The organism is Microcystis sp. BLCC-F210, from assembly GCF_042134685.1.
GTDB lineage: Bacteria > Cyanobacteriota > Cyanobacteriia > Cyanobacteriales > Microcystaceae > Microcystis > Microcystis aeruginosa_D.
In genome coordinates, this window is record NZ_CP169647.1 from 1,756,563 (window position 1) to 1,772,508 (window position 15,946).

A 15,946-nucleotide genomic window follows, 5' to 3' on the forward strand; every position below is an offset into this window, starting at 1 on the left:
TGCATTAAAAGAGTTCCTCCAGCGTTATTGCCGGGGTCGTCTTTGCCAAGCAACAACTAATTTAATTTCCTCATAACTATAATTATCTCCTAGACTTTCTTTGAGAGTTTTTAGGGATTGATTGCCCACTTTTTTAATCGCTAAACAAATATATTCCTGTTTATTCTTAGAAACCAACTGATTAATATCAATTGCGTAACCTGCTTCCAGCAATTTAGCTAAATGTTCATAGATGGTTGAGACTTTTAAGCTTCTTTTGCGAGCGATTTCTTCCGCATTCAAACCATCTTGATAGTATTGGAGAGTCAGGAATTGAGTAGAGGGAAGACTATCCTGACAAAAATCATTAATTGCAGCTATAAATATATCCCCATACTGCTGTACTTTGTTGTGTACTACTCCAGAAATTTGACGAAACTGCTCTAAACTCCGGGGTTTTGATTGGGCCATCAAACGCAGACTAGAATCATGGAAAATAACATAGGGAGGAATCCCTTGACTATCGGCAATTTTCTTCCGCAATTGCCGCAAGCGATCGAATAATAAATCACTTTCCATCGTATTGGGATTGTCGTCTCCCAGGATTGGACCGTTAGCTTTTTGGGGGACGGCAATAAACACGGAACGTTCTTTCCGCATCACTTCCCAACTGTGTTGATTAAGTTTCAAGATTCTAAAATTGTCTTCTGTTTCTACCAGCAGATTTTGTTGGACGAGGGAACGACTTAAACGTTTCCACTCCCCGAGAGTTTTATCCTTACCGATGCCATAAGTGGATAATAAGTGATGTTGATATTGGGTGATTTTTTCACCTTTTCCTCCCCTGAGTACGTTGATTATGTGCATCATACCGAATTTTTGTCCCGTCCGCGCCACACAGGATAAAAATTTTTGTGCCTCGATTGTCCAATCCTCAGAATTGTTCCCATTCCGACAGTTATCACAGTTACCACAGTTACCCGCAAAACTTTCTCCAAAGTAGCCTAGTACACTCGATCTTCTGCATTCAGTCCCTTCGGCATAATCTAACACCTGTCGCAATTGTTGACGAGCTTTCTGTTGTTCATTTGGCTCGGTTTTTTGATTAATAAAATACTCTATTTTTCTGGCATCGGCAAAGCTAAAAAAGAGGGTACATTTAGCCGGTTCTCCGTCCCTACCAGCGCGGCCAGATTCTTGATAATATCCCTCTAAATTGCGAGGTAAATCGTAATGAACGACAAAGCGCACATCTGGTTTATTAATCCCCATACCAAAGGCAATTGTAGCCACCATAATCTGCACATCATCCCGAATAAAACGGGTTTGATTTTGGCTTCTTTCTCGATCATCCATACCCGCGTGATAGGGTAGGGCATCAATACCATCTTTTTGTAAATGTTCGGCTACTTGATCGACGGTTTTACGGCTGATACAGTAAACTATTCCTGCTCCTTTTTGTCCCTTAATATATTGATACAATTGCTGATAAGATTTACTGGTTTTAGGTTGAACTTCATAATAAAGATTAGGACGATTAAAACTAGCAATATGAATGGAAGTATCTCGCAATCCTAATTGTTGGATAATATCTTCCCTCACCTGTTGGGTAGCGGTGGCAGTTAAAGCCAGAATTGGCACGGAGGGAAAGCGTTGACGAACTTGTTTAATTTGTCGATATTCAGGGCGAAAATCATGACCCCAATCGGAGACACAGTGAGCTTCATCTACCGCTAAACAGGCTAAACCGAGGTAATTATCAATAACAGCTAAAAAGTCTAAAAAACTAGGCGATAATAATCTTTCTGGGGCGACATATAACAGTTTAATTTTTCCTTGCAGGATTAAAGATTCTCTTTCTCTGACTTGTTTAGCGTTTAAAGTGCTATTGAGAAATGTTGCCCCGATGCCATTATCAGCTAAAGCAGTTACTTGATCCTGCATTAAAGCAATTAAGGGAGAAACCACCACCGTCACCCCTTTTTTGATTAAAGCAGGTAGCTGGAAACAGAGAGATTTACCGCCTCCAGTGGGCATAATTACTAATAAATCCTGATTGTTTAAAGCAGCCTCAATTATTTGGCGTTGATTCGGTCGAAATTGATCGTAGCCAAAGTGATATTTTAAGACTTTTTCTAAAGAGTCAATTGCAGCCATTGAGCAAGGGGAAAAATATTTTTGTGGCAGTTATTTTAAGGTTAGGGATTTAAGTAGTCAGTGATCGGTAATCAGTAAAAAGAAAGCTGATAGCCAAAACCACTGACCCTAGGATTGTCTCACCTGATCGGGAACACCCACAAAGGAGAGATTAGCTAATTTTTTCAGATTCTGACAGCGCAATAACTCGTTAAAATTGAGACTCGATCGCCCCTCAATTTCAGCTATAGTCTCAATAGCCGATAATAAGCTTTTAGCGGCCTCGGTTTCCGTGTAACCGCGTCTAACGGCCACTTTTAGGGCTGCTTCATCCGCGTCTAATTCCCGTTGGGGGCTGCGTTTTTCTCGCCAAATCCGGTTAATTGCCAAGGCAGTTAAACCCCCCGCTACTGCCATACCGACGGCATCGGTTTGCAGGGTTTCCACGGTTAAACCGATCATACCAGCCAGGGCAATTACTCGATCGAGATCGGGTTTAAACCATTTTACTGCCGTTAAAACACAGACGGCCCTTAACAAGACTAAATCCCGTTGGGATCTTGATAATTGCCGCCAGAGGTCAAAATTAATTGGAATCGGTCTGACTCCTCTTTGCCAGGGTAGGGGAAAATTAGTTTCGATTACCTTGCTGCTTTCGGGTTTGCTGACAATGCGGGTCATCATCCGTCCCGAAGCAGGCATGAGGTCTAGTAAATGACTAATCTCGTGGTCTTGGTTCATCGATCGCCGGCCAATAGTCTTCGATCATTGAGTATAATCGCTTTCTGAGTTAATATCTCTTTTCCAACAATTTTCTCAACGAAACTGCGTGAGTCCCTACCGTTCGGCTTTGAGGGGTTCGATGCCCCGAAAATCGCCCATAAATTCTTGCATCTTTCTCAACATCCTCATGTATTGATTATTAATGAGGGGATGAAACCAGTCCTAACCGTATCTTGCCAACTCCAGGTAACACCCGAACCGCTTGCGACTACGTTAACGGGAAGGTGAAGCCGAACCCGATGAACGAACTGGCGATACAGTCGCTACAATAATTGCTGCTCTCGTAGGGTGTGTTAATAAAGTATTGACAATGTAAATACATCCTGCCTATACTACAAGTTATGGATGTCTATTTTGTCCTCAGTGGCATTACTTTTGTTTGGAATGACGAGAAATCTAGGATTAACCCGATCAACCATGACGGTATTATGAAAGTTGAGGCATTAAAAAAACGACTGGAGAAAAATCGCCCTATGACTACAATCACGATTCGTATTCCCGAAGATGTGATTGAAGATTTAAAGCGGGTTGCACCGTTGCTTGGTTTCTCAGGTTATCAACCTTTGATGCGTGCTTACATTGGACAAGGGCTGCGTGCGGATTTGGAGCGTCTAGAGGGAGATACAATTTCTGCTCTCGTTGCTAGTTTGAAGCGTCATGGTGTAAGTGATGAAGTGCTGCAAGAAGCGTTGAGTGAAGTTACTCCGCGTTAGTTTAGGTTTTCGGCCTCCTAGGTTGAGTTAAGCGAAACAATACGGGGTCGAAAATGGCTCAATTCGATTGAAAAAGCGAAACCCAACCACACCAACGGTTATTCTTAGTTGGGTGTAAAGCACCTTATCTGAGGTTAAAATTTATTCTTTCTAATTGTTGCTAGAAATAGGTTATGATGTTTATGCGTTTAGGGGCTAAAGGAGAAAAATCATGGTACGTTGGTCACTAACCGGATCAGCTTTAGGACAAAAAGGCGCAAAAAAGGGATACTTTGAAGAAACGTCACAAAGACTGAGCTTTGAAGAAACCGTGGATTCTGTCCAAGAACGTAACTTGCGTTATTCCGAGGAAGAAATCGAAGAATCTATCAATGAGGCTATCCGAGAAACTCGTGCTGCGTCTCGTTCTTGATACCAATATTCTAATTTCTGCACTGTTACGCAAAAACACACCGCCTTATATTCTTCAACAGCTTATCCCTACCTAGGATGAAAATAATTATAAATTTCCTTAGCTAATTGTTCCCCAATTCCTGTCACCTGTTGCAATTGTTCTGGGGAAGCTTCGCGAATATAATCCAGAGAATGAAAATGAGCTAATAAATCTTTTTGTCGCTTAAAACCTAAACCCGGTATCTCATCCAGACGGGAACGGCGACTTTTTTGCATCCTTTGTTGTCGGTGAAAGCTAACAGCAAAGCGATGCGCTTCATCCCTGACTCGACGCAATAATTGCACTCCGGGTTGTTCCTTATCTGTCTCTAAAGGAGAGGATTCCCCTGGTAAAAAAATCTCCTCTCTCTGTTTAGCTAAACTAACAACTTTTACCTGTTCTAATAAATTCATCTCCCCTAAAACTGCCACCACTGCCGATAATTGTCCTTTTCCCCCATCAATCATGACCAAATCGGGAAACTCATCACTTTCGGCAATATTATCGGGATTTTCGGCATAACGACGGAAACGCCGGCGAATTACTTCTGCTAAACTGGCAAAATCATCGGAATGGCCGATTTTAACCTCGGGATTTTTGATTTTATAGTGACGATAATGTTGATTAGCGGCCACCCCATCGATAAACACCACTCCCGACGCGACTGCATTAGAACCCTGAATATGAGAAATATCATAACCCTCGATGCGGTGCGGTAGTGCCGGTAAATCGAGAATTACCGCTAAATCCTGCAAAGACTGTAAATCCCGGTCGGCGCTTCTTTTCGTCTTTTCTAACTCATAAAGAGCGTTTTTCTCCACCATAGCTAATAAATCCGCTTTACTTTGCCGTTGGGGGACAGTTAACTCGACTTTGCGACCTTTTTTTTCCCTTAACCACCCCGCTAACACCTCACCTTCCGGTAATTCGCAGGGTAACAGGATTTCGCTGGGAATTTCCACCCCTTCCACCGATAAATAATGTTCTTCCAGAACTTTTTGCAAGATTTCTCCCTCGTTTGCTGACTGACTATCGGCAAAAAATCCCAAACGTCCCACCAAACGACCGGAACGCACTTGGAATAATTGTATGCAACAATGCTGCTCGTCCTTAGCTAAAGCGATCGCGTCCCGGGATACGGTATCATCAGGTAAAGAGACTTTTTGATCGGTATTAAGGGCCTGTAATCCGCGAATTTGATCCCTAATCGTGGCCGCTTGTTCAAAATCTAGGTTTTCCGACGCTGCGAGCATCTTTGTCGCTAATTTGTCTAATAATTCCCCCGTCCTTCCCTGAAAAATCATCGCTACTTTCTGCAAGGTTTCTCGATAATCCTGGGGACTAATTAATTTTTGACAAACCCCCGGACAACGACCGATATCATAATTTAAACAGGGACGGTCTTTAAACAGAGGTTGGGGACGTTGACGCAGGGGAAAAGTGCGTTTAATTAGGTGTAAAGTGTAGCGCAGCAGCCTGGTATCGACGTAGGGACCATAATAACGGTCTTTTTGGTTATTTATGCTCCGTTTGCGGGTAATAAAAATGCGCGGGTAGGTTTCCGACCAAGTAATACAAATGTATGGATATTTTTTATCGTCCTTGAGGAGAGTATTAAAATGGGGCTGATGTTGTTTAATTAGATTAGCTTCCAGGGCCAAAGATTCTGCTTCTGTGTCGGTGACGATAAATTCAATTTCTGTCACCTGTCGCACCATCAAAGCAATGCGGGGACTGAGGGGTTGACTGGGACGAAAATAGGAACGGACTCTAGACCGGAGTTTTTTGGATTTACCGATGTAGAGAATTTCGCCATTTTGGTCGCGCAGGAAGTACACCCCCGGTTCGAGGGGAATTTCCCGAAGACGATTTTCTAGGCGATCGAGGTCTTGGATTAGGGTAGAGTTAAGATTATTCCCGAACATCTTTTTATATTAGACAAAAAAATTACGTCAGTGGGTATTAGCTGACGTTTGGCAAGATATTTAGGGCAAATCTTCACAAAAATTAATAGGCTTCCGATTCGATTTGCTTAATCGGGACAAAACACTCCCCAGGGAGAAGAATCGGTTTATTGTTAAAAATCAATTGACCGCGATGATTGTCGCGGTTAATAGCGACACCGAAAGGACGTTTACTAACTCGGCTGTTGAGGGTACAGTAGATGCGATAAATGCGTCTGGCTGCCCGTAAGACAGTAGGATCTAACAAAATTGGGATTTCCATATCGACACGCTGTTGTTCTGTTTTCTCGGATAGGGCCACCATATCACTCGTCTCCCCACGATTAAATCGACGTATTTATTAAATCAATGGTATATGACGATTTCTGAATTTGTCACTTTTGTTATGATTCTAAAACTTTCAGGATGGCCTGGCCCATAGCTTGGCATCCCACTAAGGTCATACCTTCTGAGAAAATATCTCCAGTACGATAACCGAGGTCTAAGACTTTTTCTACGGCTTTTTCCAGCGATGCTGCCGCTAAAGGCTGATTTAGCCCATATTTTAACATCATAGCAGCACTGAGAATCTGGGCGATCGGATTGGCCGTATCTTGGCCGGCGATATCCGGGGCCGAACCGTGGACGGGTTCAAAAACTCCCACCCCAGCAGTCCCTAAACTAGCGGAGGGTAACATTCCGATACTACCGGTTAACATGGCCGCTTCATCGGAGAGAATATCACCGAATAAATTGCCCGTGACGATAGTATCAAATTGTTTGGGGGCCCGGACTAACTGCATGGCTGCGTTATCGACGTAGAGATGGGAAAGTTCCACATCGGGATAATTAGCGGCGATTTTCGTCATCCGGTCGCGCCAGAGTTGGGAAACATCAAGAACATTAGCTTTATCGACGGAACAGAGTTTTTTACCGCGTTTTTGGGCAATTTCAAAGGCCACCTTAGCGATGCGGTCCACCTCCGATTCCAAGTAAACCATGGTATTTACACCGCATTTTTCTCCCGTTTCCGTCTCAAAAATTCCCTTCGGTTGACCGAAATAGACACCCCCAGTCAATTCCCGGACGACCATGATATCCACTCCCTCGATAATCTCCCGTTTGAGACTAGAAGCGTCGATTAATTGCGGAAAAATGGTGGCAGGACGTAAATTAGCAAAAAGACCTAAACCAGATCTTAAGCCTAATAATCCCGTTTCTGGTCTTTGCTGCCGAGGCAAATTATCCCATTTATAACCCCCAATAGCGGCCAAGAGAACAGCGTCACTATTTTTACAGGCGCTCAGAGTTGCTTCGGGGAGAGGATTGCCGGTTTCATCAATGGCTGCCCCTCCAATTAAAGCGGTTTGGAAGTCAAACTGGAGGTCAAATTTTTTACCGATGACTTTCAGTATCTCTACGGTGACAGCGAGGATTTCCGGCCCGATGCCATCGCCGGGTAGTAGGGTAATGCGATACTGTTGCGTCATAGTTCTAGAACGGTAAAATAGGTCAGACTCTTGATTATAACACAGTTAGGTGGGCTTTTTTCTTCTAAAAATGTCAATCTTTCTCAGAAAAGCTGGGAAACCGCTGGCGAATTAGCTAGGGAAATTCTCGATCCTCCGGTATTAATTAAACAGGCATTTAATCCCCAATAACTATACTAATTCCACATGGGAATCATCCCCAATCATAAAGCGTAAAGCTTTTGGACGTTGGGGTGCGATTTCTAATTTTGCCCGTCGTCCGATAACACTATCAACTATGCGCTGATGAATGCCAATAATTGTGGCATCTTTGAGAATAACACTGTGTTCTATGTCGGCATCAATTAATTTTACTCCATTAGCTATACTGCTGTAGGGACCGATAAAACAATTCTCAATGTGACAATTTTCTCCAATAATGACAGGACCGCGAATGGTACTATTAATAATTTTACTACCCTGGCCAATTTGTACCCGTCCAATCACCTGACTATTAGGATCAATTTCTCCTAGTAAAGCGATTTCTAGAGAGGTATCGAGGATAATCCGATTTGCTTCTAATAAATCATCTTTTTTACCCGTATCTAACCACCAACCCAGTAGTTTATTCGCTTCTACTGCTTTATTTTGATTGATTAATTCTTGGATAGCGTCGGTAATTTCTAACTCACCCCGGCCCGAAGGTTGAATAGATGCGATCGCTTGATGAATGGTGGGAGCAAAAAAATAAATCCCCACCAAAGCTAAATTTGAGGGGGGTTCTTTGGGTTTTTCGACTAAGTATAAAACTTTGCCAGTTTCATCTACTTTTGCCACCCCAAAAGCACTAGGATTAGACACTTTTCGCAGGAGAATTAAAGCATCAAGGGACTGTTGATGAAAAGACTCTAAAAAGGGCGATAAATCATCCTCGATTAGGTTATCACCTAAGTACATAATAAAGGGGGAATCTCCTAGGAAAGATTGGGCAGTTTTGACAGCGTGAGCTAATCCAGCAGGTTGATCTTGGCGAATATAAGTTATCTTAGCGCCAAACTGTTCACCACTGCCCGTGGTCTGACGAATTTCTTCCCCGGTTTCGGGACTGATAATAATGCCAATATCGGTAATTCCTGCGGCAACAATTGACTCGATTCCATACCATAAAATCGGTTTATTAGCCACGGGAACTAACTGTTTTGCCCCAGTATAAGTTAGGGGACGTAACCTCGTACCTTTGCCACCGGATAAAATTAGTGCTTTCATAGTTTTAAAGATTAAATAGTTGGTTGAGCATCGCTTTGAGAGAATCTCGCCAATAGGGAGGAATATAACCCAATTGTTGCGAGATTTTTTGACCAGAAAGAACCGAGTAGGCTGGACGCACTGCTGGGGTAGGATATTCAGCAGTAGTAATGGGAATTACTCTCTGAATTTTTAAGGGAATACCGCTTATTTTTGCCTCCTCAAAAATCGCTTTAGTTAAATCAAACCAACTGGCAACACCGCTATTAGTAAAATTATAGATTCCTGTGGGATTATCGGCATTAATTAGAAGCTGAGTAATGGCCGTGGCGATATCTTTGGACCAAGTGGGACTTCCCACCTGATCCACCACTACTTTTAACTCCTCTCTTTCCTTGCCTAATCTCAGCATAGTTTTGACAAAATTACTCTTACCATAACTGCCGTAAACCCAAGCAGTCCGCAGGATAATTGCTTGAGAATTAACAGTTTTAATCTCCTCTTCTCCCCTTAACTTTGATTGTCCATAAACCCCTAAAGGATTAGTTAGATCGGTTTCTAGATAGGGGGTATTTTTCCGACCATCAAAGACATAATCGGTGGAAATGTGGAGAAATTTAGCTTGAATTTTCTCGGCAGATTCCGCCATAATTTTTGGGGCTATAGCATTGATAGAATAGGCTAAATCTGGCTCGATTTCGGCTTTATCCACTGCCGTATAAGCGGCGGCATTAACCAGATAATCGGGGTGAATTTCCCTAATTAACTGGCTGATTTTTTCCGAGTTAGTTAAATCTAGTTCTTCTCGACCGATACTAATAACTTCACCCAAGAATTGTAAAGTTACTTGTAACTCTTGTCCCACTTGACCTTTAGCACCAATTAGTAAAACTTTTTTCATCGTCTTTAGGGGAAAACTTCCACGGATTTAAAGGGTTGTCCAGCTTGGTCTTTAGGGGAGAGAATCGGCGGGTTCTCTAGGGGCCAATCAATCCCTAAATCGGCATCATTCCATAAAATGGTTTTTTCGTACTGTGGATAATAATAATTAGTGGTTTTGTAGAGAAATTCGGCTCGTTCCGAGAGAACTATAAAGCCATGGGCAAAACCTTCGGGAACCCAGAAAATCCGTTTATTTTCCGCACTTAAAACACAGCTTACCCATTGCCCAAAAGTGGGGGAACTTTGACGCGCATCCACTGCTACATCAAAAACACTACCGTTCACCACTCGCACCAATTTACCCTGGGGATTGGGGATTTGATAGTGCAATCCTCGCAGGACATTTTTTAGGGACATAGAGTGATTATCCTGGACAAAAGTGGTATTAACCCCAGTTTTTTCTCGAAAATCTTTCTGATTAAAACTCTCCAAGAAAAAACCTCGATCGTCTCCGTAAACTTGCGGTTCAATGATTAAAACATCGGGAATTTCCGTCGGAATAACTTTCATAAAATCGGAGACAAGATAACTTTTGCGGGTAGTCTAGCACAAAAGGGTATTTTTTTCTAAAGTTTTTTATTAATCTTTCCAGGGTAACTGAACAATGATAAGATGAGCCTAACTTAGTTAGAGCATAAACGACGTGGTACAAGTCTCTACACACACCGCTACTCAATCTATCCCCGTGGAGGGAGAAGCCTTAAAAAACTGGTTACAGACTAGGGCTAATCAGATTATCGCTGGCGATCGACTCAGTAAGCAAGAGGCCCTCGCTTTAACTGCGATCGAAGGTCAGGAAAATATTTTCAGCTTATGTGAAGCTGCCGATCGCATTCGTCAGGCCTGTTGTGGTAATACGGTGGATTTATGTAGCATTATCAACATAAAATCGGGAAGTTGTTCGGAAAATTGCAGTTTTTGTTCCCAATCCGCCCACCATCCCGGTCAAGATTCGCCTATCTACGGTTTAAAAAGCCGTGAGGAAATCGTCACCCATGCGAAAGCGGCAGCCGACGCAGGGGCCAAACGCTTCTGTTTAGTTAGTCAAGGCCGGGGATTAAAGTACAATAGCCCTAAATCGCAGGAATTCGAGGAAATACTGGCCACAGTTCAAGAAATCATCGAAACAGCCAAGATTAAACCCTGCTGCGCCTTGGGAGAGTTAACCCTTGCCCAAGCCCAGGCCTTAAAAGAAGCCGGAGTTACCCGTTATAATCACAATCTGGAGGCTTCCGAGAATTTTTATCCTAACGTCGTCTCCACCCACAGTTGGCAGGATCGGGTAGAAACGGTAAAAAACCTGAAAGCGGCAGGAATTCAAGCTTGTACGGGGGGAATTATCGGTATGGGGGAAAGTTGGACTGATCGCATTGATTTAGCTTTTTCCTTGGCGGAATTAGAAGTGGAATCAGTGCCGATTAACCTATTAAACCCCAGAAGTGGCACCCCTTTAGGTCATTTACCCAAACTGGACCCCTTGACTGCCCTAAAAGCGATCGCCATTTTCCGGTTTATCTTACCTCAACAAATTCTCCGTTATGCCGGGGGACGAGAGGCAGTGATGGGAGAATTGCAAAATCTGGGGCTAAAATCGGGAATTAATGCTATGCTGATTGGGCATTATTTGACCACCCTAGGACAACCGCCCCAACAGGATCAGGCGATGTTGGCTGATCTTAGTTTAATAGGAGGAGAAGCCCCCATCCCCGGTGAATACCAACCCCAACAGGCAACCTAAATCACGTCGAGGACGAGAATCTCCGCCGCGGCGCACTTCCGCATCGGTTCCCAATGAGTTAATCTGGGCCTTGATTGGTTTGTTGCTGACAATTTTTAGTACATTTGTTCCAGTAAGCCTAGCTAGTTGGTCGGCTGCGGGTCTATCTTCGCAAAAACTGGGCATAACTTACCAAATTGGGGCAGTATTATTAACGGGCTGTCTGGGGGGCAAAAATGCCGGGCTTCTTGCCCAGGTGGCCTATATTTTTCTGGGTTTAACTTGGTTGCCGGTGTTTGCCCAGGGTGGGGGAATGGGTTATCTAAAAGAACCCAGTTTTGGCTATATTTTAGGCTTTATGCCGGGGGCATGGCTGTGTGGTTGGTTGGCTTTTCGCTGGCGGGCTAAGATAGAAACTCTGGCTTTCAGTGCCTTTGCTGGTTTGTTAGTGATTCATCTGTGCGGTTTATTATATATGCTGGGATTGTCGATTTTTCAGCCCCAAGCCAGTCAAATCACCTTTCCCGATAGTTTGCCCACCCTATTTATGAATTATTCAGTCTGGCCATTTTTAGGGCAGTTAGTAGTAATTTGTGTGGTGGTAATTATTGCTTTTTTCTTCCGTAAATTATTATTTTATTGATGCCACAGCCAATGTTAAAAAAAAATCGCTGGTTTTGGATAGTGGCGGTGATTGGTCTAATTTTAGACCAAGTAACTAAGTATATAACCGTGCAGAGTTTTGAGCAAATTGGTGATACTTTTCCGATTATTCCGGGAGTTTTTCATTTTACCTATGTGATTAATACTGGGGCGGCTTTTAGTGCTTTTCGTGGCGGTGTTGGTTGGCTAAAATGGCTATCCTTATTGGTTAGTTTGGGATTAATGGCTTTTGCTTACTTTGGACCGCATTTAAGTCGTTGGGAACAATTGGCCTACGGTTTTATTTTAGCAGGGGCTTTCGGCAATGGTATCGATCGCTTTTTGTTTGGTTATGTGGTGGATTTTCTCGATTTTAGATTGATTAATTTTCCTGTTTTTAATCTGGCCGATGTTTTTATTAATATCGGGATTATTTGCCTATTAATTTCGACTTTTCCCCACAAGTCGCCCCGTTCTAAGTAGTGCCTTGCGATGAGATAAAATACCCGATAATTTATCCTAATGTCTAGGTTATTTGATAATAACTCCCCACAATCCTTATCGAGGAAATTTCTAATTTTATTGTTATCTACAACACCCATTTTTACTATTCCTGCGGTTGTTCAAGCAAATAATAAACGTCCTTTCGGTTCAGGAATTTCTCGCCCTAATTCTTGTGCTGTTTCAATCCATTGTTGAATAATGATTTCAGCATTTTGCACAGCTTCTTGATAAGTTTCTCCATCAGCCATACATCCTGCAAGTTCTGGAACTTCAACGATAAATAGTTGCTCCTCATTACTCCAGTAAATAATCAGTTCATAACGAATTTTCATCTTGATATCCTAACTTATATTTTAAAATCAGACTACGAATTTGCTTAACTTGATAGGCTTTTGCTTTTCCTTGTTTGGGTTGCAGATTTAAAATTTCTTCAACTCCTTCTTTAGTAAAAATATGATGACTTCCTCGTGTTCGTTGATCAAATCCTAATTTCCTCAGTAGTTGACAAAGTTGCTCGAAGGGAATGTTAGCATCAGAATTACCTAAAAGAATTTTAATCAATAATTTATCCTGTTTACTCATACATCCGATAAATATACAAGCAAAGTAGTCGGCTCTCTCAACATCATGGGATAAAGTGTTTGTAAACGTGACATTTTGGGCGTTTACCCTAACTTTAATCCCTAACCTAATCCTAACACGATTATTTATCCTCGATCGGGTGAGCATTGCCCACCCAAAAAACTATGCTTCTGTTTCAGAAATAGAGCGATCGAATTTACTAACTAACTGAGGATTTTCTGACCAAGCATCGATAACACTCATATTACCATTGAGAAAATTCTGTTTAATAGCGCGGCGTTGAATTTTGCCGCTGGCAGTTTTGAGAATTGTTCCCGATTTAGCCAAAACAATGGCATGGGTCATAATTTCGTGTTCTTCGGCGATTTCCTGACGGATATCAGCAATTAATTTGGCCGTATCTAACTCACCGCTGCGACGCTCTAATTCTTGGACAATAACTAACTGTTCCTCCCCATTATCTTCAATGGAAAAAGCGGCGCCATAATCGGGACGAAAAACCTCATTAAGATGCTGTACTGACCATTCTAAATCCTGGGGATAATGATTACTACCACGGACAATAATTAAATCTTTAATCCGTCCCGTGATATACAATTCCCCATCGAGAAGAAAACCTAAATCTCCTGTGCGTAAAAACGGTCCTTCTCCCGTATCAGCAAGATAAGCTTGAAAAGTTTCTTTGGTTGCGTCTTCCCGTTGCCAATATCCGGCGGCCATACTGGGGTCACTGGCCCAAATTTCGCCCACTTCATCGGCTGCACAAAGAGTGAAAGTATCGGGATTAACCATAGCTATACGGGTATCACAGACGCGACGACCACAACTGGGGACGTATCTAACTCCCGTGGTTCGATCGGAGCCTACAGGGACAATTTTACCGCGTTCGTAGGCGGTGGCATCCAAAGCGGTGATAATTGGGGTGGTTCCCTTGGGTTTATTGGAAATCAAGAGGGTATATTCAGCTAATCCGTAGGCAGGGGCGAAAGTTTGCCAAGAAAAGCCATAATCTGCAAAAGTATCGACAAATTTGGCCATAACCTTCGGATTAATCGGTTCGGCGGCATTTCCCGCAGCCTGCCAACTGCTCAGGTCTAATTCCGCTAAATCGGCAGCTTTAATCCTACGAGTACAAAGATCATAGGCGAAGTTGGGGGCTTGACTATGAGTAACTTTGTACTTAGTAATATTTTTTAACCACTGCATCGGACGCTTAATAAAAGCAAAGGGAGACATGAGATAGCAGGGTGTACCGTTGTAGAGGGGGACGGTGATACCTTCGACTAACCCGTAATCATGAAAATAGGGCATCCAAGTGAGGGTAACGCTATCCGGTTCGTAACCACAAGCTTTTTGCAAGTAACCGCAATGGTGCATCAGATTAAAATGACTTAGCATCACCCCCTTGGGGATATTAGTCGAACCGGAGGTATATTGCAGATAGGCAAGCGCCGATTTATCCACCTGGGGATCTTGCCATTGATCCGCCAGGGAAATATCAATGCTTTCGGTAGTAATCCATTTCATTTGGTCGAATTCTGGGAATTCTTCCTTAACACCTTCAATAAGAGTCAAAATACTTTCGGTAACTAGGGCAAAGGTGGCATTAGCATCCTTGACAATTGCGCGTAAACGGGGCAGAGTGCGTTTAAGTCGTCCCGATTCCGGTGGGGGGACGGGAATGGCAATCACTCCCCCGTAGAGACAACCACAAAAAGCGGCCACTACTTCTAAACTTTGAGGATAGAGTAACAGGGCCCGTTCTCCTTGAGCTTGGTATTTTTGCAAATAGGCGGCGATTGCTCTTGCTTGGCGATCGAGTTCACTGTAGGTTAAAGGTGGGGTTTCTTTTTTGCCATCGATAAGAAAAGTGTAGGCATGGCCCTCTGGTTGTGTCGTGGCGCGGTAACGTAAGAGTTCTACTAGGGTTGCGGGTTGAATTAGGGTTTCAGTCATCGTTGTTATCGGGCTTATTGGGGCTATTGTATAGAAGTTATAAGGTGCGGAAGGCGATCGGTCAAGGTGTAGGATTAAGTTATTGGTTAAAATCTCCCAGCACCATCTCTAAAGTAGTGAGAAAAAGCTATAATTAGTCAATCCTAAAATACCGGGAAAAGTCATGACAGCCCTAGACATAATCCCAGAAGTTGCCTGTCCCCCCACAGATTTATGGAGTGATGAACCACCCTTGGAAAGTGATCTACACCTGCAACAGATCATCATTCTCCTTAGTTGTCTAGAATTATTATGGCGCGAGAGGAGTGATTACTACGCTTCGGGAAATCTAACTATCTACTACAACGCGGAACAACTAAAAAAACGTGATTTCTGTGGTCCCGATTTTTTTGTGGTTTTAGATACCGAAAAACGTCCCCGCAAAAGTTGGGTAGTTTGGGGAGAACAGGGTAAATATCCCGATGTAATTGTCGAGATTCTTTCCGATTCTACGGCCAATATTGACCGCAATAACAAGAAAATTCTCTATCAAAATACCTTTCGCACTCCTAATTATTTTTGGTTCGATCCTAATACGTTAGAATTACAAGGATTTAGACTAATTGAGGGACAATATCAAGCCATTTCTCCCAATGAAGAGGGTTGTCTCTGGAGTGAACAGTTAGGATTATATTTAGGGATATTTGACCGGAAACTGCGTTATTTTACCGCCGATGGTCAATTAGTCCCCACTCCTCAAGAAGCGGAATTAGAGCAACGACAGGCAAAAGAACAGGCTCTTTTAGAAAAAGAAAGGGAACGACAAGCCAAGGAAAAATTAGCCCAAAAATTGCGAGAATTAGGCATCGATCCCGATACAATTTAACTGAAGTGGCAAAAGTCCTAGAGAAAGTAAACCTAAA

The 15,946-nt window shown here is 42.8% G+C and carries 18 protein-coding genes; 7 read left to right on the forward strand and 11 right to left on the reverse strand.

Translation table 11 applies throughout. The features are described from left to right. Positions 1-24: 24 nt before the first annotated feature. Both recQ and ACE3JL_RS08455 read right to left on the reverse strand, forming a co-directional pair. Complete coding sequence (gene recQ / locus ACE3JL_RS08450) at positions 25-2,136, reverse strand: DNA helicase RecQ (RefSeq protein ID WP_375329264.1); 2,112 nt, start codon at positions 2,134-2,136, stop codon at positions 25-27. A gap of 108 nt (positions 2,137-2,244) precedes the next feature. Next, positions 2,245-2,856 carry a DUF3318 domain-containing protein gene (locus tag ACE3JL_RS08455; protein ID WP_271988954.1) on the reverse strand — a complete coding sequence of 204 codons (612 nt, stop codon included), beginning with the start codon at positions 2,854-2,856 and terminating at the stop codon, positions 2,245-2,247. 470 nt (positions 2,857-3,326) lie between these two features. On the opposite strand from ACE3JL_RS08455, the gene ACE3JL_RS08460 reads away from it, so the two are divergent. After that, positions 3,327-3,611: a hypothetical protein gene (locus ACE3JL_RS08460; RefSeq protein ID WP_043995575.1), complete on the forward strand. Its 285-nt coding sequence runs from the start codon at positions 3,327-3,329 to the stop codon at positions 3,609-3,611. A gap of 211 nt (positions 3,612-3,822) precedes the next feature. Then, positions 3,823-4,023, forward strand: coding sequence for a hypothetical protein (locus tag ACE3JL_RS08465; protein WP_002767176.1), 201 nt, complete (start codon positions 3,823-3,825; stop codon positions 4,021-4,023). Between the two features lie 68 nt (positions 4,024-4,091). Here the strand turns inward: ACE3JL_RS08465 and uvrC are convergent, their stop codons facing one another. From uvrC to leuB, 3 genes are all read right to left on the reverse strand, one after another. Beyond that, a complete protein-coding gene (gene uvrC / locus ACE3JL_RS08470; protein ID WP_375329265.1) occupies positions 4,092-5,969 on the reverse strand; it encodes an excinuclease ABC subunit UvrC in 1,878 nt (625 codons plus the stop codon). Positions 5,970-6,051: 82 nt separating this feature from the next. Then, a complete protein-coding gene (locus tag ACE3JL_RS08475) occupies positions 6,052-6,312 on the reverse strand; it encodes a hypothetical protein (RefSeq protein WP_002734814.1) in 261 nt (86 codons plus the stop codon). Positions 6,313-6,391: 79 nt separating this feature from the next. Further along, on the reverse strand, positions 6,392-7,477 hold the full coding sequence (leuB, locus tag ACE3JL_RS08480; RefSeq protein WP_375329266.1) for a 3-isopropylmalate dehydrogenase: 1,086 nt from the start codon (positions 7,475-7,477) through the stop codon (positions 6,392-6,394). A gap of 30 nt (positions 7,478-7,507) precedes the next feature. On the opposite strand from leuB, the gene ACE3JL_RS08485 reads away from it, so the two are divergent. Then, positions 7,508-7,648 carry a hypothetical protein gene (locus ACE3JL_RS08485; protein ID WP_375329267.1) on the forward strand — a complete coding sequence of 47 codons (141 nt, stop codon included), beginning with the start codon at positions 7,508-7,510 and terminating at the stop codon, positions 7,646-7,648. On the opposite strand, the gene ACE3JL_RS08490 is transcribed toward ACE3JL_RS08485, so the two are convergent. The 3 genes from ACE3JL_RS08490 to rfbC are packed head-to-tail and all read right to left on the reverse strand — an operon-like array spanning position 7,649 to position 10,153. Further along, entirely contained in the window at positions 7,649-8,722 is a 1,074-nt protein-coding gene (locus ACE3JL_RS08490; RefSeq protein WP_375329268.1) for a glucose-1-phosphate thymidylyltransferase, read from the reverse strand. Between the two features lie 4 nt (positions 8,723-8,726). Then, positions 8,727-9,602, reverse strand: a complete 876-nt coding sequence (gene rfbD / locus ACE3JL_RS08495; RefSeq protein ID WP_375329269.1) for a dTDP-4-dehydrorhamnose reductase — start codon at positions 9,600-9,602, stop codon at positions 8,727-8,729. 5 nt (positions 9,603-9,607) lie between these two features. After that, positions 9,608-10,153 (reverse strand): dTDP-4-dehydrorhamnose 3,5-epimerase, encoded by a 546-nt coding sequence (rfbC, locus tag ACE3JL_RS08500; RefSeq protein WP_375329270.1) that lies wholly within the window; start codon positions 10,151-10,153, stop codon positions 9,608-9,610. A 133-nt stretch (positions 10,154-10,286) separates the two neighbouring features. Here rfbC and bioB point away from each other — a divergent pair, with 133 nt between their 5' ends. Genes bioB through lspA form a run of 3 tightly spaced genes read left to right on the forward strand, consistent with a single transcriptional unit; the run spans position 10,287 to position 12,485 of the window. Then, on the forward strand, positions 10,287-11,381 hold the full coding sequence (gene bioB, locus ACE3JL_RS08505; protein ID WP_271988961.1) for a biotin synthase BioB: 1,095 nt from the start codon (positions 10,287-10,289) through the stop codon (positions 11,379-11,381). Further along, positions 11,353-12,003, forward strand: a complete 651-nt coding sequence (locus ACE3JL_RS08510; RefSeq protein WP_271988962.1) for a biotin transporter BioY — start codon at positions 11,353-11,355, stop codon at positions 12,001-12,003. Before bioB ends, ACE3JL_RS08510 begins: the two co-directional genes overlap by 29 nt. Before the next feature lie 11 nt (positions 12,004-12,014). Continuing rightward, a complete protein-coding gene (gene lspA / locus ACE3JL_RS08515) occupies positions 12,015-12,485 on the forward strand; it encodes a signal peptidase II (RefSeq protein ID WP_110577804.1) in 471 nt (156 codons plus the stop codon). A gap of 140 nt (positions 12,486-12,625) precedes the next feature. Here lspA and ACE3JL_RS08520 read toward each other — a convergent pair whose 3' ends face one another. The 3 genes from ACE3JL_RS08520 to ACE3JL_RS08530 all read right to left on the reverse strand — a co-directional run bounded on the left by ACE3JL_RS08520 (position 12,626) and on the right by ACE3JL_RS08530 (position 15,044). Further along, positions 12,626-12,838, reverse strand: a complete 213-nt coding sequence (locus ACE3JL_RS08520) for a type II toxin-antitoxin system HicB family antitoxin (protein ID WP_151696174.1) — start codon at positions 12,836-12,838, stop codon at positions 12,626-12,628. Further along, complete coding sequence (locus ACE3JL_RS08525) at positions 12,822-13,088, reverse strand: type II toxin-antitoxin system HicA family toxin (RefSeq protein ID WP_271988963.1); 267 nt, start codon at positions 13,086-13,088, stop codon at positions 12,822-12,824. Before ACE3JL_RS08525 ends, ACE3JL_RS08520 begins: the two co-directional genes overlap by 17 nt. Positions 13,089-13,250: 162 nt before the next feature. Next, entirely contained in the window at positions 13,251-15,044 is a 1,794-nt protein-coding gene (locus ACE3JL_RS08530; protein WP_271988964.1) for a fatty acyl-AMP ligase, read from the reverse strand. Positions 15,045-15,207: 163 nt separating this feature from the next. On the opposite strand from ACE3JL_RS08530, the gene ACE3JL_RS08535 reads away from it, so the two are divergent. Continuing rightward, entirely contained in the window at positions 15,208-15,909 is a 702-nt protein-coding gene (locus ACE3JL_RS08535) for a Uma2 family endonuclease (RefSeq protein ID WP_375329271.1), read from the forward strand. Positions 15,910-15,946 lie beyond the last annotated feature (37 nt).